Source organism: Microbacterium sp. W1-4-2, from assembly GCF_058349885.2.
The window spans coordinates 617,944-641,482 of the sequence record NZ_JBYRJC020000001.1 but is presented as its reverse complement, the minus strand read 5'-3'; the positions used below and the strand labels follow the sequence as shown (position 1 = coordinate 641,482).

The following is a 23,539-nucleotide window of genomic DNA, read 5'->3' as shown; positions in this document are numbered from 1 at the left end:
GGCTGGAGGACATGACGCAGGCGATCCAGTACACCGCATTCGGCGGACCCGACGTCCTGTCCCTCGCGCAGACGACCTCCCCGGCACCCGCTGCCGGGGAGGTCGTCGTGCGCGTGCAGGCGGCAGGAGTGAACCCCATCGACGCGAAGATCCGCTCGGGTCTGCGGCCCACGGGCGAGATCACGACCCCACGCCGGATCGGAGAGGATGCCGCGGGCACCGTCGCCGCGGTCGGCTCCGACGTCGCCGGCTTCCGCGTCGGCGACGACGTGATCGTCTTCGGCGGCAAGGGGACGTATGCGAGCGAGGTCCTCGTGCCCTTCCAGAGCGTGCAGCCGCGCCCGCCCGCCGTCTCGGCTGCCGAGGGCGCGGCTCTGGGCGTGCCGGCCGGCACGGCGTACCAGACGCTGCGCAGCCTCGGCGTGCGCGCAGGCGACACCCTGCTCGTGCACGGCGGCTCGGGCGCGGTCGGCCAGGCCGTCGTGCAGTTCGCGACGCTGTGGGGAGCCGCGGTCGTGGCCACGGCATCCCCTCGCCGGCACGAGCGTCTGCGGGCGCTCGGCGCGATTCCGGTGGCGTACGGAGAGGGGCTCGAGCAGCGCGTGCGCGAGGCTGCGGGCGCCGCCGGCGTGACGTGCGTGATCGACATCGCCGGCACCGACGAGGCGATCGACGTCTCTCTGGCCCTGTGCGCCGACCGCTCGCGCATCGCGACCCTCGTGCGCGGAAAGGATGCCGCAGCCCTCGGCATCCGCGCCTTCCTGGGCGGCTCGCCCGACCCGCTGACGCCGCGCGAGCTTCAGCTGCGCGCCGAGGCGATGCCGGTCACGCTCGCCCTGATGGCGGCGGGACGCTTCAGCGTCGAGCTCGGCCCTTCGTTCGCACTCGCCGACGCCGCCGAGGCCCACCGGGTGCTCGAAGCGGGGGTCGACGGCAAGATCACGCTGGCCCCGTAGCGACCGGGCGGCCGGGCGTGTTCGACCACTGGCTCCACGAGCCGGGGTAGACCGTGATGTCGATACCGGCGAGGGCTCCGGCCAGCGCGGTGTGCGCGGCCGTGACGCCCGACCCGCAGTAGGCGGCGACGGCGACGCCGGGCGTCGCGCCGACCTCGGCGAAGGCGGCGCGGATGGCCGCGGCATCCTTGAACCGTCCGTCGTCGAGGTGCACGAGGCTCGGCAGGTTCACGGCACCCGGGATGTGCCCGGCGATGGGATCCATCGGCTCGCTCTCGCCGCGGAACCGCTCGGGCGCGCGCACGTCGATGAGCACACCGTGCCCCGACCACGCTGCCGCATCGTCGATGGATGCCACGCCCGCCGTGCGCTCGTGCAGGGTGACCGTCCCGGGTTCCGGCCGGTCGTCGCCGTCGTCGACGGGCAGGCCCGCCTCGACCCATGCACGGTAGCCGCCGTCGAGCACGCGGACGTCGGCGGCGCCGGCGCCGGTCAGCAGCCACCAGGCACGCGCTGCGCCCATGCCGTTCCAGTCGTCGTAGACGACGACCGTGTCGCCGTCGCGCAGACCCCAGCGGCGCGCCGCCGTCTGCAGCTCGTCCAGGGCCGGCAGCGGGTGCCGGCCGTCCTCGGGCCGGTCGATGTGCGCCAGCTCGTGATCGAGGTCGACGTAGACGGCCCCGGGAACGTGACCCGCACGGTATGCAGGACGCCCATCGGGCCGGTCGAGCCGATAGCGCACGTCCAGCACGCGCACGGGCTGCGCCGAGGTCAGCAGGTCAGAGAGCTCTTCGACGGTGATGAGCGGATGCATGTCTCCATCCTGCCCGAGAATGCTGTCACGCTCTCCCGTGTCGCGCGTCCCGGGCCGGTCGTCCGCTTGTGCCGAGGAGCCGCTCCGCGGTCGCGCGCGCGGCGGGGCAAGCCGGGTCGGCGACGCCGAGGATCGGCGGATCGACGCTGACGAGAGCCTCCGACTGCTCGGCGTCCTCACGCACGTCGGCGATCGCCTTGCGCACCAGGGGTGCGGCGCCGAACGCGGCCTGCGGATCCCCCTTGTGCTCGCTCAGCGGCACGATGTACAGCTCGGTGGCGCCGTCGGCGTCCGCCCGTGCGGTGACCACCGCCATGGTCGGCGCGATCCCGCGCCGCAGGCCCGGGATGACGTCGACGGGCACGACCTCTTCGACGACGTCGGCCACGATCCCCCGCAGCCACGACTTCTTGCGGCTGCCGATCCACAGCGCCTGCGCGGTCCATTCGGACCCCTCGGCGCGCAGCGCCTGATCGAGGTCCTTGTCGTGCCGGGCGAATCCCTGGGCCAGCAGCGCGTCCACCCCTCGCCGCACAGCCTCGTCAGGGGTCCACCGCACCACCAGGCGGCGACCGGTCAGGGCGCCCTGATGGCGCAGGTCGATGAAACGTGCGTCGGCCGCGTCGCCCACCGTCACAGGCTCCACAGTCCGCCGACGTGCTCGTCGGCGGCACGGTAGCCTTCGGCGTTGGCGGCCGCCGCGTCCGACGCGCTCTGCAGGACGTCGACGAGGAACGACATCTGCCCGTTCCACTGCGCGTACGAGCCGACGTAGGCCGCCTGCGCTGCCCCGGCCCATGCAGAGGTCATCCGGCCCGACGCCGTCTGCAGCCCCGTCAGCTGCGCGCTCAGCGCGGCGCGCTTCTCGGCCAGAGACCGCGCGGACATCTGGAGCGAATCGGGCTCGATCTTCAGATCAGACATGTCGTCCTTCCCACCTCATGACGGCCGTCCTCGGCCCATCCGGTCGATCGCCGCGATCGCCTCGTCGATCTGCTGCAGCGTCGCGGCGTAGTGTGCGAGCGCATCGGCCTCGGCCTGCGAGACCACCGCTGCCGGCGAGGGCTCTTCGGTGCCGCTCTCGTCCTGCTTCTGCCACCCCCGGGCCAGCTCCCGCAGGTTCTGGCTCGATCGCTCGCGCAGCGCCTGCGCCAGGGGCGAGTCGTCCGCTCCACCGAACACGTCCGCCAGGGTCGTCTCGTCCGCGTCGATGCGCTGCTGCATCCGGCGCCAGTCGTCGCCCAGCTCACCCTCGCGTGCGCGCTCGGCGCGCCGCGCTTCGGCGCGCTCCGATTCCGCCTGCTGCGCCGCGATCTCCTTGTCGAGCTCGGCGTCCGCCGCGATCAGCTGATCCATCACCTGCTGCAGGGCCTCCGGCATCCGTCCGATCTCGTCGTCCATCACGCCCTCGCCGCCACGCCCCGGGCCAGACCCTCGGCGAGATCGGCCATCCGGAACGCGGAATCCGCGATGTCGGCGATCCCCGAGACCATGCCCGACACCGCGTCGTACACGATGTTGACGTACTTGTACGCCTTGAGCGCGTCCTGGGCGAGGTCCACGGCGCTGATCCCGGTGGTGATCAGCGCGGCGGCCCAGCCGACCAGCGGCACCGCCGCCTCGGCGGCGATCATCAGCAGGCGGTCCTGGATCTTGCGCAGGATCTTCAGGATCATCCCGGCGGCGAACTTCGCGACCGTCGCCAGCGCCTTCAGCATCGACGAGACCGTCGCAGCCGGGCCGCTGAGCACCTGGTGGCCCTGCGAGACCGCCGCGGCGGCGACGACGAACGCCTCGGAGCCCTTGCCGGTCCACGAGGCCGTGCCCGGCAGGAGCCCTGCGGCGTTCTGCGACAGGGCCTTGAGCGCGTCGCTCGTGTGCGTCCAGGCCAGCGCCGCCTCTTTCATGCTCGTCCAGTTGCCCGTGAACGGCTGGGTGATCTTCTCGAGCAGCGAGTAGTGGAACAGCTTCTCCCACACCCAGTCGACGGCGCCGAAGATGACGCCGGCCTTCCAACGGATGTTCTCGAGCTCGGGGTCGTCGGCCTTCGGCACGGGAAGGAAGGAGCGCACGTCCACGGACTCGCTCACCGTCGGGTGCGCGGTCAGTCCCGCCGTGACCCTGTCCCGGGCCTGCGAGGTCACGTCGTCGCCCCATTCGGCCGCGCCGTAGCCGTCCCAGAACGCCTGGTTGAACAGATCACCCTCGGGATCGCCGTAGTGCGACGGCGCACTGTTGCTCGCCGCGCCGAGCGTCGGGATCGTGGGCGGCGTGTACGGCGGCACGCTCGCGCCCAGCCGCTGCGCGACCTCGGCATTGCGTTCGGCGGCCCGCCGCTCGGCCTCGAGGTAGGTGTCCAGAGTCTCGCCCATCCGCTTGCCGCCCTCTTCGAAGACGGTCGCCGACAGATCGAGCGCCCGGCCGCCGACGTTCAGCAGCGCATCGTTGATGGGCAGGAGCAGCTGCAGGATCAGACCCATGTCGGACTGGTCGAGCGTGCCGTAGGTGGTCAGGTGCTGCTTGACGGCGACGCTGCTGTCGTGCTGTCGGACCAGCACCTGCTGAGCCAGGCCCAGGTTCGCGTAGTTGACTTCGATGATCCTCACCCCATCGTCGATCGGTCCGGCGACAAGCGTAACAACACGCCGGAATCCGCCCTGGGCGCCGACACACGCAACAGTTCGACACACGCCGGGAGCCGCACCGGCCCCCACGGTGAGAATGGGGGCATGTCCGAGACCGCCGACCGTCCCACGCCCGCCTTCGCCACCGTGCAGGTGCGCTCCGGATTCTCGGCGCTGACCGCGCCGGCGGCCGCCGTGCCGCCGATCTATCAGTCGAACGCGTTCGAGTTCGAGTCGCTCACGCACGCCGCCGATCTGTTCGCGCATCGCCGCGACGGCGACGTCTACTCGCGCACGGCGAATCCGACCGTCACGGTCTTCGAGCAGCGGGTCGCCGCCCTCGAAGACGGCGTCGCTGCGGCGGGCCTCGCTTCGGGCCAGGCCGCCGTGGCCCTCACGCTCGTCGCCCTCGCCGGCCGGGGCGGACACATCGTCGCCGCCTCGCAGCTGTACGGCGGCACGGTCGATCTGCTCGAAGACACCCTGCCGGACTGGGGCATCACGACCACGTTCGTCGACCAGGACGACATCGACGCCTGGCGTGCCGCGGTGCGCCCCGAGACGCGCGCATTCTTCGCCGAGACCGTCGCGAACCCCATCGCCCAGGTGCTCGACGTGCGTGCGGTCGCCGACGTGGCGCATGCGGCCGGGGTGCCGCTCGTGGTCGACAACACCGTGGCGACCCCGTATCTGCAGCGCCCGAAGCAGTTCGGCGCCGACATCAGCGTGCACTCGGCGACGAAGTTCATCGGCGGACACGGCGCGGTGCTGGGCGGCGTCATCGTCGACCTGGGCACGTTCGACTTCTCCGCCGAGCCGACGAGATGGCCGGCGATCACCGAGCCATCGCGGCGCGTGCCCGGCAAGAGCCTGGCCGAGCACTTCGCCGGCGGTTCGCCGTTCATCGCGCTCATCAAGGCCAAGTACATGCACGACCTCGGCCCGACGCTGTCGGCGGCCAGCGCCTTCCAGCTGCTGCAGGGACTGGAGACACTGGATCTGCGGATGCAGCGGCACGCCGCCTCCGCCCAGCGCGTCGCCGAGCATCTCGCCGCCCACCCCGCCGTCGCCCGCGTGCACCATCCGGGTCTGCCCGGCAACGCGTGGCACGGCGCCGCCGGCACGTACCTGTCCCGCGGGGTGCCGTCGGTGTTCTCGATCGACCTGCACGGCACCGGCGACGACGCGCAGGACTTCGCCCGCGTCGAGACGTTCGTCGCGGGACTGCGCGTGCTGCGGCTGCTGGCCAACATCGGCGACGCCCGCAGCATCGTGACCCACCCGGCCTCGATGACCCACAGCCACCTGTCGACGGCGCAGCTGACCGATGCCGGCATCTCCACCACGACCGTGCGCCTGTCGATCGGCCTCGAAGACCCGGACGACATCGTCGCCGATCTCGACCGGGCGCTGTCGCGGCTCTGATCCGGTCGCGGCGAAAGCTAGCCTGATGACATGACCGCACCTCGCACAGGCCTTCGCTGGGGCATCCTCGCCACGGGCGGCATCGCCCGCTCCTTCACCTCGGACCTGCGTACAGCAGGCCTCGCCGTGCAGGCGGTGGGATCGCGACGGCAGGAGGCCGCCGACGCGTTCGCGCAGGCCTTCGAGATCCCGCACGCGCACGGCTCGTACGAGCAGCTGGTGGCCGACCCCGACGTCGACATCGTCTACATCGCCACCCCGCACACGCTGCACGCCGAGAACGCCCTTCTGGCGCTCGAGCACGGCAAGCACGTGCTGGTCGAGAAGGCGTTCACGGCGAACGCACGCGAGGCGTCGGCCGTGCGTGCGGCGGCCGCCGCCCGCGGGCTGCTGGCGATGGAGGCGATGTGGACGCGGTATCTGCCGCACATGCGCCGCATCCACGAACTGCTCGACGACGGCGCCCTCGGAGACGTGCGCGCCGTGTTCGCCGACCACACGCAGAGCCTTCCGCTCGATCCCGCCCACCGCCTGAACGCGCTCGAGCTCGGCGGCGGTGCACTGCTGGACCTCGCCGTCTATCCCCTCTCATTCGCGTGCGACGTGCTCGGCGTGCCCACCTCCGTGGCCGCGCAGGCGCGCCTGGGCGCCACGGGTGCCGACGCCGAGGTGGCGACGGTTGCCACGCATCCCGGGGGCACCCTGTCGACCACGCTGTCGTCCTCGCGTGCCGCGGGACCCAACACGGCGCACGTCGTCGGCACCGAGGCGCGCATCGACATCGACCGCGTCTGGTACGCCCCCACGACCTTCCGGCTCACGGCCGGCGACGGGCGGGTCGTGGAAGAGTTCACGAGCCGGGTGGCGGGCCGGGGCATGCAGTTCGAGGCGCTGGCCGCGGAGGAGATCATCGCACGAGGCGCCCGGGACAGCGGCATCCTGCCCATCGACGAGTCGGTCGCGATCATGGCCGTCCTCGACGAGATCCGCCGGCAGATCGGGGTGCGCTACGACGCGGACGGGCCCGAGGACGTGTCGTCGGGGGTGTGAGAGCCGCCCTGGCGACGGCGCAGTTCTGCACGCAGCCGCTCCTCTTCGATCTCGCGCTCGAGATCGGCCAGCTGCTGCTCGGTGCTGCGCGGGTCGTGCGGCCGACTCGGGGGCGGCGTCGGACGCGCGCGCGGCGATGTGCGCTGCGGGCGGGGTGACCGCGCGGGATGATCGCGACCGATCGCGAACCAGAGCACGACGCCCACCAGCGGCAGCAGGATCACGAGGATCAGCCACATGAGCTTGGGCATGTGCTTGATCTGGCTGTCGTCGCGCGTCACGATGTCGACGACAGCGACCACCATCGCCGCCACCACCAGCAACCACAACAGGAACGACATGACACAGAGCATAGGGGCGACCTGACACACTGGACGCATGCCCACGTCTCAGGATGCCCGCGTCGCCGTCTATCTCGACTTCGACAACATCGTCATGTCCTGGTACGACCGCGTGCACGGGCGCAACTCCTACTCGCGCGACCGGCAGCGCATCGCCGCCGACGTGTCCGAGCCCGAGATCGCGCAGCGGCTGAACGAGGCGACGATCGACATCGGTGCGATCATCGACTACGCCGCCTCTTTCGGCACCCTCGTGCTCACCCGCGCGTACGCCGACTGGTCGAGCCCCGTCAACGGCGAGTACCGCCAGCAGCTCGTCGCGCGCGCCGTGGATCTGGTGCAGCTGTTCCCCGCCGCCGCGTACGCGAAGAACGGCGCCGACATCCGGCTGGCCGTCGACGCCGTCGAGGACATGTTCCGGCTGCCCGACCTCACGCACGTGGTGATCGTCGGCGGCGACAGCGACTACGTCCCGCTCGCGCAGCGCTGCAAGAGGCTCGGCCGATTCGTCGTCGGGGTCGGGGTGGCGGGATCCACCGCGAAGTCGCTGGCCGCGGCGTGCGACCAGTTCGACGACTACGACTCGCTGCCGGGCATCACGACGCCAGAGCCCGCCAAGAAGGACAGCGCGAAGGATGCCGCGCCCACCCGCCGGCGCAAGAAGAAGGAGCCCGATCAGGCCGGCGAGCTGCTCGAGCGCGCCCTCGTGCTCGAGCACGTGCGCACCGACGACGAATGGATGCACTTGTCGGCCGTGAAGAACCTGCTGCGCCGGATGGACCCCTCCTTCAGCGAGAAGGCGCTCGGCCACAAGTCGTTCTCGGACTTCGTCAAGGCCCACCCCGATGTCGCCGAGCTCGACGAGTCGACGAACATCGTCCGCGTGCGGCTGCAGCCGTCGCGCGCATGAGTCGCACGGTGCTCACCGAGAACGGCACCGCGCCGCGCCAGCGGCTTGCCGACGGCACCGCGCCGCTCCAGCGGCTTGCCGATGGCACCGTCAAGCAGATCGGGCCGCTGACCGGCACCCACGTATGGACCGTGCCGGGCCGTGCGAACCGGCCGCTGGCGCCCGAGCGTCTTGAGCCGCGCATCCTCGAGCCGGGCGAGGCCACCCGGCTGTGCGCGTTCTGCGAGGACCGGTATCTCGAGACGACGCCCGAGAAGGCACGGCTGGCCGGCCCCGACCACCGCCTGCTCGAGCACGTGCCGGCCGGCGCCCTGCACGACACCGTGGCCGAGTTCCGCCGCTTCGGCAATCTGTTCGAGATCGTGTCGGCGGAGTACTGGCGCGAGAACCACGGCTTCCGCCAGCCGGCCGACGTGGTCCGGTGGGCCGACGCGTACCTGTCCGACCAGGCCGGGCGCGCGCACATCGAGCGTCTCGCGGCGATCCGGGCCGCGGCATCCGGAACCCGTCCGAGCCTCGAAGAGGCCGCCCTCGACCTCGTCGGCGGGTCGCACGACGTCGTCGTCGCCCGGCGCCACGTGCGCGAGGGCGCGACCCGCGACGACGAGCTCGTCTCCTCCGGCACGCTCACCCCCGCCCAGCACGCCGCGTACATGACGTTCACGGTGCGGGCGCCGCACGAGATCGAGGCGGCGCAGCCGCACGCGAAGTACGTCGCGGTGTTCCAGAACTGGCTGCGGCCGGCCGGGGCATCCTTCGAGCACCTGCACAAGCAGCTCGTCGCCATCGACGAACACGGTCCGCACCTCGACCACGAGCTGTCGCTGCTGGCTGACGATGCGCTGCTGTACCAGCGCGCGATCGCCGATCTCTCGGTGCGCGAAGGGCTCGTCGTGGCCGCCGTCGACGGCGCGGTCGCGTTCGCGGGCGTCGGCCACCGCTACCCCGCGTTCGAGGTCTACTCGACGGCGCGGGCGAACCACCCCGCCGAGCACTCCGCGGCCGAAGCGCGGGCGGTCTCGGACCTCGTGCACGCGCTGCACGCTGCGACCGGGGTGCACGTTCCCACCAACGAGGAATGGCATTACCGTCCCGCCGACGCGACGCAGCCCATGCCCTGGCGCATCGTGCTGAAGTGGCGCATCTCGAACCCGGCCGGTTTCGAGGGCGGCACGAAGGTGTATGTCAACACGATCGACCCGTGGACGCTGCGCGAGCGCGCGGTCGCCGAGCTGGTGCGCCTGCGCGAAGCCGGCGCGATCGCCGTCGGCATCCGCATCGGCGACGAGTGCTCGCCCGGCGACGCACGCCTGCGGTACGCGGACTGAGCCATGGCCGAGGTGTCGCTGCGCGGAACCCGGGGCCAGATCCTGGTCTCGCTCATGCTCGGCACGTTCCTGATCGCGATCGACTCGACGATCCTCGCGACCGCGGTGCCGACGATCGTCGGGAGCCTCGGCGGCTTCAGCCAGTTCCCGTGGCTGTTCTCGGTGTACCTGCTCGCCCAGGCGGCGTCGGTGCCGGTGTATGCGAAGCTCTGCGACACGTTCGGCCGCAAGCCGGTCATGATCGCCGGGATCCTGCTGTTCCTGGGCGGCTCGATCCTGGCGGCCCTGGCGTGGAGCATGCCCGCCCTCATCGCGTTCCGCGCGATCCAGGGACTGGGCGCCGGCGCCATCACCCCGGCGAGCATGACGATCGCCGGCGACATCTACACGGTCCGTGAGCGCGCGACCGCGCAGGCGTATCTGGCCAGCGTGTGGGCGATCTCGTCGGTGGCCGGTCCCACCCTGGGCGGCGTGTTCGCGCAGTTCGTGTCGTGGCGCTGGATCTTCTGGATCAACGTTCCGCTGTGCCTGCTGGCCCTGTTCATGCTGCGCCGCAGCTACCACGAGCACTTCGACCGGCACCGGCAGCGCATCGACATCACCGGCGCGACGCTGCTGACCACGGCGCTCGTTCTGCTCGTGCTCGGTGTGCTCGAGGGCGCTCAGGGCTGGGCGTGGAACAGCTGGCAGAGTGTGGGATGCTTCGTCGGCGGCGCGGCGTTGCTGGTGGCCTTCGCCCTGGTCGAGCGTCGTGCGGCCGATCCGGTGCTCGCGCCGTGGGTGTTCTCGAGCCGCGTGGTGGTCACCACGTCGTTCGCGGCTCTCGGCGTGGGCGCGGTGCTCATCGGTCTGACCTCGTTCGTGCCGACGTTCCTGGAATCGACGGCAGGAGCGACACCGCTGCTGGCCGGGCTCGCGGTGGCCGTGCTCAGTCTCGGGTGGCCGATCAGTGGTGCGCTGGCGGGCCGGTTCTACCTGCGCATCGGCTTTCGCGCGACGGCCGTGATCGGCAGCTGTCTGTCGGTGGTGGGCACCGCGCTGATGGTGCTCTTCGCCGCCTCGCCCTCGATCCTGCTCACGGCGATCGGATGCTTCGTGGTGGGGCTCGGCCTCGGGCTCGTGGCCAATCCTGCGCTCATCGCCGCGCAGTCGTCGGTCGATCTGCGTCGGCGCGGCGTCGTGTCGGGCACGAACATGCTCGCCCGTTCGGTGGGCAGCTCGGTCGGCGTCGCCGTGTACGGCGCGATCGCCAACGCCGTGATCCTCGGGCACGGCGGGGCGCGGCATCCCGACGCCATTCAGGCGGGGTCGGCCGCGGTCTTCCTCGGCGTCGCGGTCTCAGCGGTGCTGCTGGTCGCCTGCACGGCCCTGATCCCGCGCGTGCCGATCAGCGACGACGAGTAGCCCCCCGCCGCGCCCACACCTCGCGCAGGGCCTCGTCGAGGTCTGTGTGCGCGAACACGAAACCCGCGTCTGACAGGCGCTGCGGCACAACCCACCGGCTCTTCAGCACGAGCTCGGGCTCGGTGCGCAGCGCCCACATCGCCGGTTCGAGCACGAAACGAGGGGCGGGCAGGCCGATCGGCATCCGCACGCTGCGCCGGAGCGCTGCCATGAGCGTGCGGTCGTCGCTCGGGTGCGGTGACGCGAGGTTCACCGCCCCCTCGATCCCCGGATGATCCCGGAGGAACCGCACGGCGCCGACGACGTCGTCCAGGTGGATCCAGCTGAACCGCTGCCGCCCCTTCGAGCGGTGCCCGGGGGCATGACCGTCTCCACTGGCGTGCGGACCGATCCCCCGGTAGCGACGGTGCGCAAACCACCACCCGTCGTACTGCGGTCCGCCCAGCCCCCAGCGAGCCAGACGGAACAGCATCGAGGTCGCCGGCCCGTCGCCGAGCACGATCGCCATGCGCAGTGCGACCCGGCGGGTGTGCGGCAGGTTGCCGGCGAACAATGCGGCCTCCCAGTCGCGCGCGACGTCGACCGAGAAGCCCGTGCCGAGCTCGCCGTCTGCCTCGGTCTGCGGGCGGTCGATCGCGTACCGGTAGATGGTCGCGGTGCTCGCGTTCAGCCACAGCCGCGGGGGCGAGGATGCCTCGGCCACCGCATCGTGCAGCGTCCGGGTGGTCGCGATCCGCGAGCGGTGGATCTCGTCGCGGTTGCGGTCGGTGTAGCGGCAGTCGACGGACTTTCCTGCCAGGTTGATCAGCAGGTCGGCGCCGTCGACTGCGGCGCGGACGCTGTGCGCATCCTTCCAGGTCGCGTCGGAGCCGGTGCGCCCGATCCGGCGCAGCACATACCCGTCGGCTTCGAGTGCCGCGGCCAGGGCCGTGCCGACGAACCCCGAGCCGCCGGCGAGCACGGCGATCGGGGCAGGCATGATGCGAGCCTAGCGGGCGGGCTCGCCGGGCCCGGCAGCAGACGGGACGCTGATCACCAGGATCTACCCGGCCAGTTCGCCCGCGCCCCGCGCGAAGCGCAGGTAGGCCTCGACGTCGTCCGAGTCGGTCATCGCGCGCAGCACCACCTCGTCGACGGCCCCGCGGTACGAGGCGAGGATGCCGGAGGCCGCATCGGAGGTGATCACGGTGTCGATCGCCTCGACGCCGAGTCGATCGAAGTTCGCCGTGTACTTCGGGAAGCGCGCATAGCGGTCCGCCTCGGCGCGCAGCCGCGGCATCCCAGCCTCGTCGAGGGCGGTGCGCACGTACAGCGCGACGTGCGCGCCGGGGGCGACCGCGTGGGCCTCGGCGGACTGCGCGGCGGCGATCTGCGGCGTCAGCCAGTTCAGCAGCATGCCGTCGGCCTGCTGTGCCGCCAGCGCCCGCATCTTCGGACCGAGCGCCCCGACCACGATGCCGGCGCCGGTGCCGGCGCGCAGCGTGTCGACCGCGTTTCCCACGGCCGCCAGCACGGGGCCGGACGCCTGACCCGAGCCGATGCCGAGCATCAGTCTGTCTTCGGGCAGGCCGTCGGCCCGGGCGAGGATCTCGTCGGGCGTCGAGCGGTCGAGCGCGATCACGCCGGTGCCCAGCACGAGGCGCTCGGTCACCGCCGCCGCTTCGTGCAGCGCCGCCAACGCATCGCCGCCGGGGGTGTCGTTGACCCACAGCGCATACAGGCCGGCCGCTTCGGCCGCCGCGGCGATCTGCGCGATCGCGGACGGACCGAGCGCGCCGGCGACTCCGATCGAGACGGGTGCATCGCTCATGCAAACGAGTGTGTCACGGTCGCTCGTCTCGGAGGGGCGGATGACGCCGTTCCGGCCCGAGGCAGCCGCACGCCGTGCACGGCTGCGCGGATCCTCGGCGACGCGCGGGTCCGGCACGATCCCCTACGCAGCCCGGGCGACCGCCTCGGCCGTCACGACCAGCGCGTCGGCCGCGGCATCCACCGTCACCGCTCCCCCGTCGACGAGCGCACCCGACACGAACAGGTCGGCGATGCGGTCGTCGACCTCGCGCTGGATGAGCCGGCGCAGCGGCCGCGCACCGTACTCGGGCTCGTACCCGTGGTCGGCCAGCCACTGCACGGCGGCGTCCGCGACCTCGACGTGCACGCTGCGCCCGGCCAGGCGCTTGCGGGTCGCGCCCAGCAGCAGCCCGACGATCTCGCGCAGCTGCTCGCGGTCGAGCTTGCGGAACAGCACGATCTCGTCGATGCGGTTGAGGAACTCGGGCCGCATCGCCTCGCGGAGCTTCGCGAACACGCGGTCGCGCAGGTCCTTCTCGCTGCCGAAGCCGGTCGCTCCGCCGCCGTCGGCAAGGAATCCGATCGCCCCGCCGCGCGATGCGAGGAACTCGCTGCCGAGGTTCGAGGTCATCACGACCACGGTGTTGCGGAAGTCGACCGTGCGGCCCTGCCCGTCGGTCAGGCGCCCATCGTCGAGCACCTGCAGCAGCAGGTTGAACACGTCGGGGTGCGCCTTCTCGATCTCGTCGAACAGCACGACCGCGTACGGGTTGCGCCGCACGCGCTCGGTGAGTTGCCCGGCCTCGTCGTAGCCGACGTATCCCGGAGGGGCACCGACCAGGCGTGCGGCCGTGTGCCGTTCACCGAACTCACTCATGTCGAACCGGATCACGGCCGACTCGTCGTCGAACAGCGACTGCGCGAGGGCCTTGGCCAGCTCGGTCTTGCCGACGCCGGTCGGGCCGAGGAACAGGAACGACCCGATCGGCCGGTGTGCGTCACCCATGCCCGTGCGGTTGCGCCGCACGGCCTTGGCGACCGCGGTCACCGCGTCGTCCTGCCCGATGACCCGGGCGTGCAGCTCGTCCTCGAGCGAGGCGAGGCGGTCGCGCTCGGTCTCGGTCAGGCGCGAGACCGGGATGCCGGTGGCCCGGCTGATCACCGCGGCGATCTCGGGCTCGTCCACGACGGCTTCTGCCTTGGGGCCGCCGGCGCCGGCTGCGAGCTCGTCGAGCCGGGTCTGCACCTGGCCGATCTCGTCACGGATGCGCGATGCGTCCTCGTAGTGCTCGGCGGCCACAGCCGCGTTCTTGTCGGCCTCGAGGTCGGCGAGGCGCTGCATGAGCTGGGTGGCGTCGGTCTGCAGACCCAGGCGCAGGCGCAGCCGGGCGCCGGCCTGGTCGATCAGGTCGATGGCCTTGTCGGGCAGCACGCGCTCGGTGAGGTACCGGTCGGAGAGCTCGACGGCCGAGCGCAGGGCGTCATCCGTGTAGGTCACGCCGTGGTGCAGCTCGTACGCGGATTTGAGCCCCTGCAGGATCTTCACGGCGTCCTCGACACCGGGCTCGCCCACCTTGACCGGCTGGAACCGGCGCTCCAGCGCGGCATCCTTCTCGATCCGCCGGTACTCGTCGAGCGTCGTCGCGCCGATCAGGTGCAGGTCGCCACGGGCCAGGCGTGGCTTGAGGATGTTGCCGGCGTCCATGCCGCCGTCGCCGTTGCCGCCGGCGCCGACGACCGTGTGCAGCTCGTCGACGAACACGATCAGCTCGCCCTTGCGGGCGGTGATCTCGTCCATCGTCTTGGTCAGCCGCTCTTCGAAGTCGCCGCGATAGCGCGTGCCCGCGACCATGCCCGGCAGGTCGAGCGCGACCACGCGCTTGCCGCGCAGCTGCTCGGGAACCTGGTTCGCCACGATCGCCCGGGCCAGGCCCTCGACGATCGCGGTCTTGCCGACGCCGGCCTCGCCGACCAGCACCGGGTTGTTCTTGGTGCGGCGGCTGAGGATCTCGATCGTCTGCTCGATCTCGGTGGCCCGGCCGATCACGGGATCGAGCGTTCCCGCCTCGGCGAGCGCGGTCAGATCGGTGCCGAACTGATCGAGCATGGGGGTGCCGGATGCCTGGGCCGCGGTCTCGCCGTTCGCCGGCGCACTGCCCGGGGTCACGGTCTCACGCGTGCCCTGGGTGAGCGCTTCGGCGGTCACGCCGGCGTTCGCGAGCACCTGGCCCGCGGGGGCGTCCTGGCCGAGCACGAGCGCGAAGAAGAGGTGCTCGGGGTCGATGTAGGTCGAGCCGGACGAGCGGGCGACCTGGAACGCGTGGAACAGGGAGCGCTGCAGCGATGGGGTGATGACCGCGCCGTCGGCGCCCTCCTGGCTGCGGCCCGCCGAGGGCAGGCGCTCTTCGGCTGCACGCGCGATCGCCGCCGGGTCGGCGCCGATGCGACGCACGGCGGCCTGCACCGCGTCGGCGTCCATCAGCACGTGCAGCAGGTGCAGCGTGTCGACCTCGCGCTGGCCGCGCTCGAGCGCGTACTGCGCCGAGCGCTGCAGGATCTCCTGTGTGCGCGCGGTCAGGAACCTGCTGAGGTCGATCGAGCGCTGCTCACGGGCGCGCTCACCGGCGAGGTAGCGCGCGAGGAAGTCGTCGAACGCGCTCGCGCCGGAAGCGGCGCCCTCGACCGGGGGTGTGCCATCGTCGTTCATTCGTGATCTCCCAAAGATGAGTCTTACGGTGTCAAGTTTACAAACTTGAGCACGGTTGTATCAAGTTCAACGCAGGACAGACGAGCGTATTCCTGCCGCAGCCGATGTCGGAACCTCTGCGTAGCGTGGAGGCACATCACCCCTGGAGGATTCCCATGAACTGGCGCATCGAGCTGATCTTCGTCCCCGTGACAGACGTCGACCGGGCGAAGGAGTTCTACACCCGCATCGGGTTCCACCCCGACCACGACCAGACGCCGTTCGAGGGGCTGCGCTTCGTGCAGATGACCCCGCCCGGCTCGGCCTGCTCGATCGCGTTCGGCACGAACCTCGGCATCGACCTCGAGCCGGGGCGCCAGAACACGATCCAGGTCGTGGTGCCCGACGCCGACGACGCACTGGCCCACCTGCGCGACCTCGGGGTCGAGGCCGACGGCGTCGACGAGCAGGCGTGGGGGCGGTTCGTCACGTTCCGCGACCCCGACGGCAACCGCTGGACGCTGCAGCAGGTGCCGGCCCGCTGATCGGGCCCCTCAGCGCTTGGGCAGGATCGAGGGGTCGGTCTCGTCCCACTTCTGCACCGTCTGGGCGATCCAGAAGACGGCGAAGAGAGCGACGAGACCGACCTCCCCGACGAGCACCCAGGGCTGTCCCATGAGGTCGGCGCCGTTCAGGCGTGCGAACTCGACCCCGGCCAGGTAAGACAGGCAGGCGACCATGCCGACGGCCACCGCGGTGTAGACGTAGCGCCACCGCGGGTGGGAGATGCGCGGAGCGGTGATCGCGCTGACGATCGCGACGGCGACCATGAGCCCGAAGAAGACGCCGGTGGCCACCAGGTGCCCGATCCCGAGCAGCCCGTGCGGCGCGACGCCGAGCCAGACCACGAGTCCGGCCGCGACGGCGACGGCGGCGGCCGCGCCGATCAGCACACCGCGGGTCACGCTGTGCTGCACGCGCGCGAGCACGATCGCCGTGATCGCACCGAGCACCGCGACGATGGCAAGCACGATGATGCCCGTCCGCGCACCGGCGAACTCGGCCGGTGGAACGCACACCGTCGCCCCCACCGCGCACGCGGGCGCCGGCCCCGGGACATCCCCCGCGCCGACCGGTGTGGGCACGACGGCGATCAGGGCCGCGAAGACGGCCGCGACATCCAGCAGGACCTGTTCGACGCTGTGCCCCGACAGCGCGACCAGGCCCAGCGCGATCGCGCACATCGACCCGACGAAGATCGTGCGCCCCGACGTGTAGTACATCCCGCTGATCGAGGTGATCGGCCCGTCGCTCACCGTCACCGCCACGATGCCGATCCCCAGCACGACGGCCGCGCCGACGATGGCGATCCGCAGGTACCGGTATGTGCGTTGGGACGACGTGCTCGACAATCGCATATTCACGATCCTGCACCCCACGTGCGACGCGCACGGGCACTAGCCTGGGGGCGTGTCCTCGCCTTCCACGTTGCCGGGCCGTCTCGACAAGGCCGTCGAGGGCCTCACACCGGGATACTTCGCCCTCGTCATGGCGACGGGCATCGTCTCGATCGGAATGCGCACCGACGGTTGGGTCGCGGCATCCACGATCCTGCTGGCCATCGGCGGCGCGGCGTACTTCCTGCTGCTGGTGCTCAACGCGATCCGCATCGTGCGGCACCGGTCCGCCATGGCCGAGGACTTCGCCGACCCCGCGCGCGCGTTCGGCTTCTTCACGTTCGTGGCCGCCACGTGCGTGCTGGGCAGCCGGCTCAGCGAAGAGGACGGCTTCCACAGCGTGGCCGTCGTCCTGCTGCTGGTGGCCGCCGTCGCGTGGATCGTGTTCGGCTACACGGTGCCGTGGACCGCTGTGCTCGGCGACCGCAAGGCGGCGCCGATCACGACCGCGAACGGCACGTGGTTCATCTGGGCGGTCGCCAGCCAGTCCATCGCGGTGCTGGCCGCCACGCTCGAGGTCGAGCTCGCGCAGTGGCGCGACGCGCTCGCGCTGCTGGCGGTCTTCTCGTGGTCGGTGGGCACGTTCCTGTACTGCGCGGTCGGCGTGTTCGTCGGCGTGCGGATGCTGACGGTGCCGTTCCGGCCCGAAGACCTCACGCCGCCGTACTGGGTCGCAATGGGCGCGACGGCCATCACCGTGGTCGCCGGCGCCCGCATCGTCGAGATGGCGAACGCCCCGATGGTCGACGCCACCCGGGGGCTTATCGCCGGCGCCGCCGTCTTCTTCTGGGCGTTCGGCACCTGGCTGATCCCGCCGTTGGTGATGGCCGGGTGGTGGCGCCACGTGCGCCACCGCATCCCGTTCCGGTACGAGGCGACGCTGTGGAGCATCATCTTCCCGCTCGGGATGTACGGGGTGGGGTCGCAGTTCCTCGGCGACGTCGACCGGCTGCCCGTCGTGCACTCGATCGGCTACGCCGAGAGCTGGATCGCCCTGGCGGCCTGGGCCGGCACGTTCGTGTGGATGCTGGTCAACCTGTGGCGGACGGTGCTGCGGGCACCGCGCGGGCACGGTCGCGAAGCGACGATGGATGCCACGCCCACCATGCGCTGAGCCCGCCGGTCAGGCCCGCCCGCCGGGAGGGCCCACTACGAGCAGCGCGGTGAAGAGGCATGCCACGGCGACCACCGCGAGACCTCCGAACAGCACCGGCCGCACGAGGAAGAAGCGCAGCAGCCGATCGTGCCACGTGCCGTCGCGAGGATCGTCGGTCGCCGTGATCCGCCACGCACCGGTGAGCCGGCCGGTGCGGTGCAGCCAGATCTCGGCCGGGACGGTCGCGTACGGGACCACGGCCGATGCGAGGGCGACCACGATCGGCCACGCTCGCCAGCGGTTGTTCTTGGCCACGAGGATCGCTGTGGCGCCGTAGCAGAGGAAGACGAATCCATGGATGCCGCCGCCGATCAGGACGACCATGGCGAAGCCGGTGGCCCCGCGGACGATGAGCGCTGCGATCAGCAGCGTCCAGGAGATGGCTTCGCCGACGGCGAAGACGCGGAACAGTGCGGAAGGGGTCTGGAACACGCCTTCAGTTTAACTGAAGGATTTTTCGGCTCAAAATTTCCTCTTCCGCCGCGGGGACCGCTCCGCTATGGTGATCCGAAACTGAGCGGAAATCTGGGATCCGCTCAGGATTTCCTATCATTCCCATGAGTCCACTGGGGGGACCATGAAGCATCGCCCGACCCTGCTGTCCGCCATCGCCATCGCGGCGACCGCCCTCGTCGTCGCCGTCGGCGGCGCCGCTCATGCCGACAACGTCGCGATCGACGGAGACGCACTCACGATCGGCACCCAAAGCTCCGTCGATTTCGGAGCCCCGGTATGCGGAACCACTGCGACCAAGACCGTCACCGTGGCCATCAGCCGCAACGGCAACGGCCAGGTCTTCGCAAACAACGCGCAAGTCACCGTCACGGCGATCTCGAACAATCCGGTCGTGACCGTGCCGGCCGCGGCGGGAACGATCACAATGCCCTCCGACTGGTCGTCCGCGACCAACAACGAGCTGTCGACCAAGGTGAGCACGGTCATCGCCCTGCCGAACGTGACGGCGAACGTTCCCGGCGTCAGCGTCACCTTCACCGCCACCGGGGCGCAGTCAGGGGGCGGGACGCTGACGCGGAGCGCGAGCATCCCCGTCACCTGGACCACGGACTGCAGCGTGAAGACCGATACGACCACCTCCGTCTCCTGTCCGACCTCCGTGACGTACACAGGAGCGGCCCTCGAGCCGTGCACGGCCGAGGTGACCGGCCAGAACGGATTCCAGCAATCCCTCCCGGTCACGTACTCGAGCAACACGAACACGGGGACGGCGACCGCGACGGCATCCTTCACGGGAGACGGCACGCACAACGCGAGCAGCAGCGGACCCGCCACGTTCCAGATCACTCCGGCCGGCTCGACGACCACGCTGGACTGCCCGGCCGCAGTCACGTACACGGGTCAAGCGCTTACTCCGTGTACGGCCACCGTCACCACCACCGACGGCCTGAACCTCACCGCGATCCCCGCATACACCGACAACACAGACGTCGGCACCGCCCACGTCACGACCGGCTATGCAGGCGACGACAACCACGCGGCATCCGATGACACGGCGACGTTCGCGATCACAGGAGCGACCGCGACGTGTGCAGTCAGCGGATTCGCCGGCGACTACGACGGCGCCGCCCACGGCGCCACCGGCTCCTGCTCCGGGCTCGACGACGTGGACCTGAGCGACGGTCTCGATCTCGGCGCATCGTTCACTGGCGTGCCTGGCGGCGCGGCGGACTGGACCTTCACCAGCCCGAACTACCTCGCCCAGAACGGCACTGCGCAGATCACGATCGGCCGAGCCGCCTCGTCGATCGCGATCGTCTGCTCCGACACGGTCTACGACGGTACGGCTCAGACGCCGTGCACCGCGAAGGTCACCGGAGCCGGCGGCCTCTCTCAGGACCTCGAGGTCAGCTACTCCGACAACACGAATGCCGGTCAGGCCATCGCGAGCGCTTCGTACGCCGGCGACGACAACCACACCGCCGCCGACCAGTCGACGACGTTCACCATCGCGAAGGCGGGCACCACGACGACGATCACGTGCGACGCGCCGGTCACCTACACCGGCGAGGCGCTCACTCCGTGCTCGGCGCAGACGACGAGCGAAGGCGGGACGATCACCGGCGCGCCCGAGCTGACCTACACCGACAACACGAACGCGGGGACGGCCGGCGTGACCGCGTCGTACACCGGCGATGACAACCACCAGGCGAGCGGTGACGAGGCGCACTTCACGATCGATCGCGCTGCGTCGTCCATGACGCTGACGTGCCCCTCCTCCGAGGTGTACACCGGCGAGGCGCTGACTCCGTGCACCGCGACGGTGTCGGGAGCCGGGCTCGACGACGTGAACGTCGACGTGGTCTACACCGACAACACCGATGCCGGTGCTGCCACGGCGCAGGCGGCGTGGGCCGGCGATCTGAACCACATCGGCACGACGGCCGATGGCGGCTTCACGATCGACCAGGCGTCCTCCACGACGACCGTCACCTGCCCGGCCGAGGCCATCCCGTTCACCGGCTCGCCGATCGAGCCGTGCACGGCCCGCGTGACGGGTGTCGGCGGACTCGACGAGGCAGTCGCCGTCGACTACACCGCCAATGTCCACGTCGGCCCGGCCAGCGCATCCGCGACGTTCGCAGGCGACAGGAACCACCTCGGTGGCACCGGGTCTGCAGACTTCGAGATCACCAAGGCGACCTCCGACGTGACGATCACCTGCGACGAGCCCGTGACGTTCGACACCACTGCGCACACGCCCTGCCGCGCCACCGCAACGGGCGCCGGCGACCTCTCGGTGGACGTGTCGGCCTCGCTCGTCTACAGCGACAACGTCAATGCGGGCACCGCGCACGTCAGCGCGTCATACACGGGCGATGACGACCATGACGGGTCGACGAAGGACTCGACGTTCACGATCGGCCGGGCGAGCTCGACGACGGTCGTCAGTTGCCCGGTGCGCCTGGTGTTCAACGGGTCGGCGCTCACGCCGTGCACGGCGCGCGTGACCGGCATCGGCGGGCTCGATCAGTCCGTCGAGGTGACGTACGAAGACAACGTGAAGGTCGGCACGGCGACGGCGACGGCGACCTTCACGGGTGACGACAACCACCTCGACAGCACGGACGTGGTGACCTTCCAGATCGGCGCCTGGACGATCAACGGGTTCTACAAGCCCATCGACATGGGCACCGTGGTCAACACGGTGAAGGGGGGTTCGACCGTGCCGCTGAAGTTCACGGTGACCGCCGACGGCACTCCGATCACCGACACGGTGAAGCTCGGCGCGAAGTTCAACTTGACACCCATGACGTGTGGCAGCGACCCCACGACCAGCGATGACATCATCACGACGACGGGCGGAACGAGCCTGCGGTATGACGCCTCGGCTCAGCAGTGGGTGCAGAACTGGCAGACACCGTCCGCGTCCGCCGGCAAGTGCTACAAGGTCACGCTGACGACCGCCGACGGCTCGTCGATGTGGGCGTTCTTCAAGATGAAATAGCCGCGCGACCCGTCATCGCCTGCCTGCGGTCATCGCGCACCGCAGGCAGGCGATGTGGCGTGCGCAGTCGTCAGTCGGAGAGCCCTTCTCCGAACGGCTCCTCGTGCAGGCCTTCCAGCGCACGGGTCAGCACGGGCGCGTCTGTCCCGAAAGCCGCGTCGAGCTTCTCGAGCCGCGCATCGGCTTCGGCCAGGGCCTCCGAGCCCTTGTCGGTAACGCGCAGATCCGAGGCAGCACCGGCGTGGGCCGTGGCATCCGCCGCGAGACCGTCATCGACCAGCGCCCGCACCGCCGTGTGCGCCGTCTGGACCGTGATCTGCGAGCGACGCGCGAGTTCTGAGAACGAGATGCCCGGCGTGGCTTGGATGTGCGCGAGCAGGCCGTACTTGCGCGTGGTCAGGCCGAGGCCCTTGAGCTGCTTGTTCAACTGGACGTCCCAGATGCTCGCGAGCGTCAGCAGCGAGATCACGGGACTGAAGCGACGCGGCTGGGGCATGGCATCCATCGTAGTCGTCGCCCGTTGCGGCACCCGCCGGCATGCTCACGTACGGGGACGATCCCCCGTTCTGATCCGGCGCGCCGTGTGAGCCGTGTTCTACCGATACGTCTGCGGCGGCATCGGCGGCTGCGGCCCCCCGCCGGGACGGAACCCGCGCCGCAGACGCTCCTCGTCGGCGAGCAGGATGCCGTTCTTCACCGCCGTACGCATGATGAGGTATCCGATCCACAGCGACAGCGCGATGATGGCCAGATAGATGATCAGCCCGATGATGAAGATGCCCAGACCCAGGCCCGCAGCCATGCCGGAATAGTCGTTCATAGGCTCACCATAGCGAGGCGACGACGAAGCTCTGGGATGATCGCATCGTGACCGACGACTCGTTGACGGGCGAAGAGGCTCTCGCCCGCGCCTTCTGCATCGACGACCTGCTGCCAGACGACGCCCGCCGGTGGCAGCGGGTCGCGCGCGGCGTCGCCCGCGACGTGCTGGCCCCGACGATCGAGGACGACTTCGAGACCCAGCGCTTCCGCGCCGAACACATCCCTGCGCTCGGCGAGGCGGGACTGCTCGGCATGCATCTGCACGGCTACGGCTGCACCGGGGCGAGTGCGACGAGCTACGGCGCCGCGTGCCTCGAGATCGAGGCCGTCGACAGCGGCTGGCGCACCTTCGTCTCGGTGCAGGGGTCGCTCGCGATGACGGCGATCGCGACGTTCGGGTCCGAAGACCAGAAGCAGCGCTGGCTGCCCGAGATGGCGGCCGGGCGCGCGGTGGGATGCTTCGCCCTGACCGAGCCCGCAGGCGGCAGCGATCCGGCGGCGATGGCCACGTTCGCGCGGCGCGAGGGCGCGGACTGGATCCTCACCGGACACAAGCGCTGGATCGGCCTGGCCACAGTCGCCGATGTCGCGGTGGTGTGGGCGCAGACCCGCCAGGGCGTGCGCGGGTTCCTCGTGCCCACCGATGCCCCCGGGTTCACGGCGAGCCCGATCGCCGGCAAGCGCGCGATGCGCACGTCGATCCAGTGCGACATCGACCTCGACGAGGTCCGACTGCCCGAGGAGGCTCGGCTGCCCGACGCCCGCGGCCTGCGCGGACCGTTCACGTGCCTGAACGAGGCCCGATTCGGGATCGCGTGGGGTGCCATGGGCGCCGCGCGCACGTGTCTCGAGGCCGCCGTCGGCCGTTCCCGCACCCGCCAGGTCTTCGGCGCGCCGATCGGTGCGCGTCAGCTCATCCAGGCGCAGCTGGCCGACATGCTTCTCGAGTACGAGAAGGGCGCGCTGCTCGCGCTGCACCTGGGGCGGTTGAAGGATGCCGGAGCCCTCGCCCCCGCACAGCTGAGCGTCGCGAAGCTGAACAATGTGCGCGAGGCGATCCGCATCGCGGGTCGCGCACGAAGCATCCTCGCCGGAGACGGCATCACGGACGAGTTCCCGGTGATGCGCCACATGGCCAATCTCGAGGCGGTGCGCACCTACGAAGGCACCGATGAGATCCACGCCCTCATCCTCGGGCGGGAGCTCACCGGTGCCGACGCGTTCAGCTGAGCGTCACCCCGCCGCCCACGGGCACCTCGGGGTCGAGAGCGGCGTACGGTGAAGACACGACGAGAACACACCCGTCGCACAC

General features: G+C 70.8%; 23 protein-coding genes. 10 read left to right on the top strand and 13 right to left on the bottom strand.

Going from position 1 to position 23,539, the window contains the following annotated elements; genetic code table 11:
• Positions 1 to 11 precede the first annotated feature (11 nt).
• Positions 12 to 956 (top strand): quinone oxidoreductase family protein, encoded by a 945-nt coding sequence (locus AC3RX0_RS02800; RefSeq protein ID WP_491504417.1) that lies wholly within the window; start codon positions 12 to 14, stop codon positions 954 to 956.
• Here AC3RX0_RS02800 and AC3RX0_RS02795 read toward each other — a convergent pair.
• From AC3RX0_RS02795 to AC3RX0_RS02775, 5 genes are read right to left on the bottom strand one after another with little or no spacing between them, the layout of a single operon-like run.
• Entirely contained in the window at positions 940 to 1,770 is an 831-nt protein-coding gene (locus AC3RX0_RS02795) for a sulfurtransferase (protein ID WP_491504416.1), read from the bottom strand. The two genes, AC3RX0_RS02800 and AC3RX0_RS02795, sit on opposite strands and share 17 nt — an antisense overlap.
• Before the next feature lie 25 nt (positions 1,771 to 1,795).
• Positions 1,796 to 2,401 (bottom strand): hypothetical protein, encoded by a 606-nt coding sequence (locus AC3RX0_RS02790; protein WP_491504415.1) that lies wholly within the window; start codon positions 2,399 to 2,401, stop codon positions 1,796 to 1,798.
• A 2-nt stretch (positions 2,402 to 2,403) separates the two neighbouring features.
• Complete coding sequence (locus AC3RX0_RS02785; RefSeq protein ID WP_491504414.1) at positions 2,404 to 2,694, bottom strand: WXG100 family type VII secretion target; 291 nt, start codon at positions 2,692 to 2,694, stop codon at positions 2,404 to 2,406.
• A 15-nt stretch (positions 2,695 to 2,709) separates the two neighbouring features.
• Entirely contained in the window at positions 2,710 to 3,171 is a 462-nt protein-coding gene (locus tag AC3RX0_RS02780) for a hypothetical protein (RefSeq protein WP_491504413.1), read from the bottom strand.
• Positions 3,171 to 4,376: a hypothetical protein gene (locus AC3RX0_RS02775; protein ID WP_491504412.1), complete on the bottom strand. Its 1,206-nt coding sequence runs from the start codon at positions 4,374 to 4,376 to the stop codon at positions 3,171 to 3,173. Before AC3RX0_RS02775 ends, AC3RX0_RS02780 begins: the two co-directional genes overlap by 1 nt.
• Positions 4,377 to 4,499: 123 nt before the next feature.
• Between AC3RX0_RS02775 and AC3RX0_RS02770 the strand changes: the two genes are divergently transcribed.
• Both AC3RX0_RS02770 and AC3RX0_RS02765 read left to right on the top strand, forming a co-directional pair.
• Positions 4,500 to 5,819: an O-acetylhomoserine aminocarboxypropyltransferase/cysteine synthase family protein gene (locus AC3RX0_RS02770; protein ID WP_491504411.1), complete on the top strand. Its 1,320-nt coding sequence runs from the start codon at positions 4,500 to 4,502 to the stop codon at positions 5,817 to 5,819.
• Positions 5,820 to 5,849: 30 nt separating this feature from the next.
• Complete coding sequence (locus AC3RX0_RS02765) at positions 5,850 to 6,869, top strand: Gfo/Idh/MocA family protein (protein WP_491504410.1); 1,020 nt, start codon at positions 5,850 to 5,852, stop codon at positions 6,867 to 6,869.
• Here AC3RX0_RS02765 and AC3RX0_RS02760 read toward each other — a convergent pair.
• Entirely contained in the window at positions 6,827 to 7,210 is a 384-nt protein-coding gene (locus AC3RX0_RS02760; RefSeq protein WP_491504409.1) for a PLDc N-terminal domain-containing protein, read from the bottom strand. The genes AC3RX0_RS02765 and AC3RX0_RS02760 overlap by 43 nt on opposite strands.
• Positions 7,211 to 7,247: 37 nt before the next feature.
• On the opposite strand from AC3RX0_RS02760, the gene AC3RX0_RS02755 reads away from it, so the two are divergent.
• Genes AC3RX0_RS02755 through AC3RX0_RS02745 form a run of 3 tightly spaced genes read left to right on the top strand, consistent with a single transcriptional unit; the run spans position 7,248 to position 10,852 of the window.
• Complete coding sequence (locus AC3RX0_RS02755; RefSeq protein WP_491504408.1) at positions 7,248 to 8,120, top strand: NYN domain-containing protein; 873 nt, start codon at positions 7,248 to 7,250, stop codon at positions 8,118 to 8,120.
• Positions 8,117 to 9,448 carry a DUF4921 family protein gene (locus AC3RX0_RS02750; protein ID WP_491504407.1) on the top strand — a complete coding sequence of 444 codons (1,332 nt, stop codon included), beginning with the start codon at positions 8,117 to 8,119 and terminating at the stop codon, positions 9,446 to 9,448. The genes AC3RX0_RS02755 and AC3RX0_RS02750 overlap by 4 nt, the downstream gene beginning before the upstream one ends.
• 3 nt (positions 9,449 to 9,451) lie before the next feature.
• Complete coding sequence (locus tag AC3RX0_RS02745) at positions 9,452 to 10,852, top strand: MDR family MFS transporter (RefSeq protein WP_491504406.1); 1,401 nt, start codon at positions 9,452 to 9,454, stop codon at positions 10,850 to 10,852.
• Here the strand turns inward: AC3RX0_RS02745 and AC3RX0_RS02740 are convergent.
• The 3 genes from AC3RX0_RS02740 to AC3RX0_RS02730 form a co-directional block, all read right to left on the bottom strand.
• A complete protein-coding gene (locus AC3RX0_RS02740; RefSeq protein ID WP_491504405.1) occupies positions 10,836 to 11,831 on the bottom strand; it encodes an epimerase in 996 nt (331 codons plus the stop codon). The two genes, AC3RX0_RS02745 and AC3RX0_RS02740, sit on opposite strands and share 17 nt — an antisense overlap.
• A gap of 63 nt (positions 11,832 to 11,894) precedes the next feature.
• Entirely contained in the window at positions 11,895 to 12,662 is a 768-nt protein-coding gene (locus tag AC3RX0_RS02735) for an LLM class flavin-dependent oxidoreductase (RefSeq protein WP_491504404.1), read from the bottom strand.
• 123 nt (positions 12,663 to 12,785) lie between these two features.
• Positions 12,786 to 15,350, bottom strand: coding sequence for an ATP-dependent Clp protease ATP-binding subunit (locus AC3RX0_RS02730; protein WP_491504403.1), 2,565 nt, complete (start codon positions 15,348 to 15,350; stop codon positions 12,786 to 12,788).
• Positions 15,351 to 15,505: 155 nt separating this feature from the next.
• Between AC3RX0_RS02730 and AC3RX0_RS02725 the strand changes: the two genes are divergently transcribed.
• Positions 15,506 to 15,874, top strand: a complete 369-nt coding sequence (locus AC3RX0_RS02725) for a VOC family protein (RefSeq protein WP_491504402.1) — start codon at positions 15,506 to 15,508, stop codon at positions 15,872 to 15,874.
• A 9-nt stretch (positions 15,875 to 15,883) separates the two neighbouring features.
• Here AC3RX0_RS02725 and AC3RX0_RS02720 read toward each other — a convergent pair whose 3' ends face one another.
• Positions 15,884 to 16,747, bottom strand: a complete 864-nt coding sequence (locus AC3RX0_RS02720; RefSeq protein WP_491504401.1) for a hypothetical protein — start codon at positions 16,745 to 16,747, stop codon at positions 15,884 to 15,886.
• 52 nt (positions 16,748 to 16,799) lie between these two features.
• On the opposite strand from AC3RX0_RS02720, the gene AC3RX0_RS02715 reads away from it, so the two are divergent.
• Positions 16,800 to 17,900: a tellurite resistance/C4-dicarboxylate transporter family protein gene (locus AC3RX0_RS02715; protein ID WP_491504400.1), complete on the top strand. Its 1,101-nt coding sequence runs from the start codon at positions 16,800 to 16,802 to the stop codon at positions 17,898 to 17,900.
• A gap of 9 nt (positions 17,901 to 17,909) precedes the next feature.
• Here the strand turns inward: AC3RX0_RS02715 and AC3RX0_RS02710 are convergent, their stop codons facing one another.
• Complete coding sequence (locus AC3RX0_RS02710; protein ID WP_491504399.1) at positions 17,910 to 18,374, bottom strand: DUF3817 domain-containing protein; 465 nt, start codon at positions 18,372 to 18,374, stop codon at positions 17,910 to 17,912.
• A 145-nt stretch (positions 18,375 to 18,519) separates the two neighbouring features.
• On the opposite strand from AC3RX0_RS02710, the gene AC3RX0_RS02705 reads away from it, so the two are divergent.
• Entirely contained in the window at positions 18,520 to 21,405 is a 2,886-nt protein-coding gene (locus tag AC3RX0_RS02705) for a PxKF domain-containing protein (RefSeq protein ID WP_491504398.1), read from the top strand.
• Between the two features lie 70 nt (positions 21,406 to 21,475).
• Here the strand turns inward: AC3RX0_RS02705 and AC3RX0_RS02700 are convergent, their stop codons facing one another.
• Entirely contained in the window at positions 21,476 to 21,901 is a 426-nt protein-coding gene (locus tag AC3RX0_RS02700) for a MarR family winged helix-turn-helix transcriptional regulator (RefSeq protein ID WP_498165857.1), read from the bottom strand.
• Between the two features lie 99 nt (positions 21,902 to 22,000).
• Complete coding sequence (locus tag AC3RX0_RS02695) at positions 22,001 to 22,225, bottom strand: hypothetical protein (RefSeq protein WP_491504396.1); 225 nt, start codon at positions 22,223 to 22,225, stop codon at positions 22,001 to 22,003.
• 47 nt (positions 22,226 to 22,272) lie between these two features.
• Here AC3RX0_RS02695 and AC3RX0_RS02690 point away from each other — a divergent pair, with 47 nt between their 5' ends.
• A complete protein-coding gene (locus AC3RX0_RS02690; RefSeq protein WP_491504395.1) occupies positions 22,273 to 23,457 on the top strand; it encodes an acyl-CoA dehydrogenase family protein in 1,185 nt (394 codons plus the stop codon).
• The last annotated feature ends 82 nt before the right edge of the window (positions 23,458 to 23,539 follow it).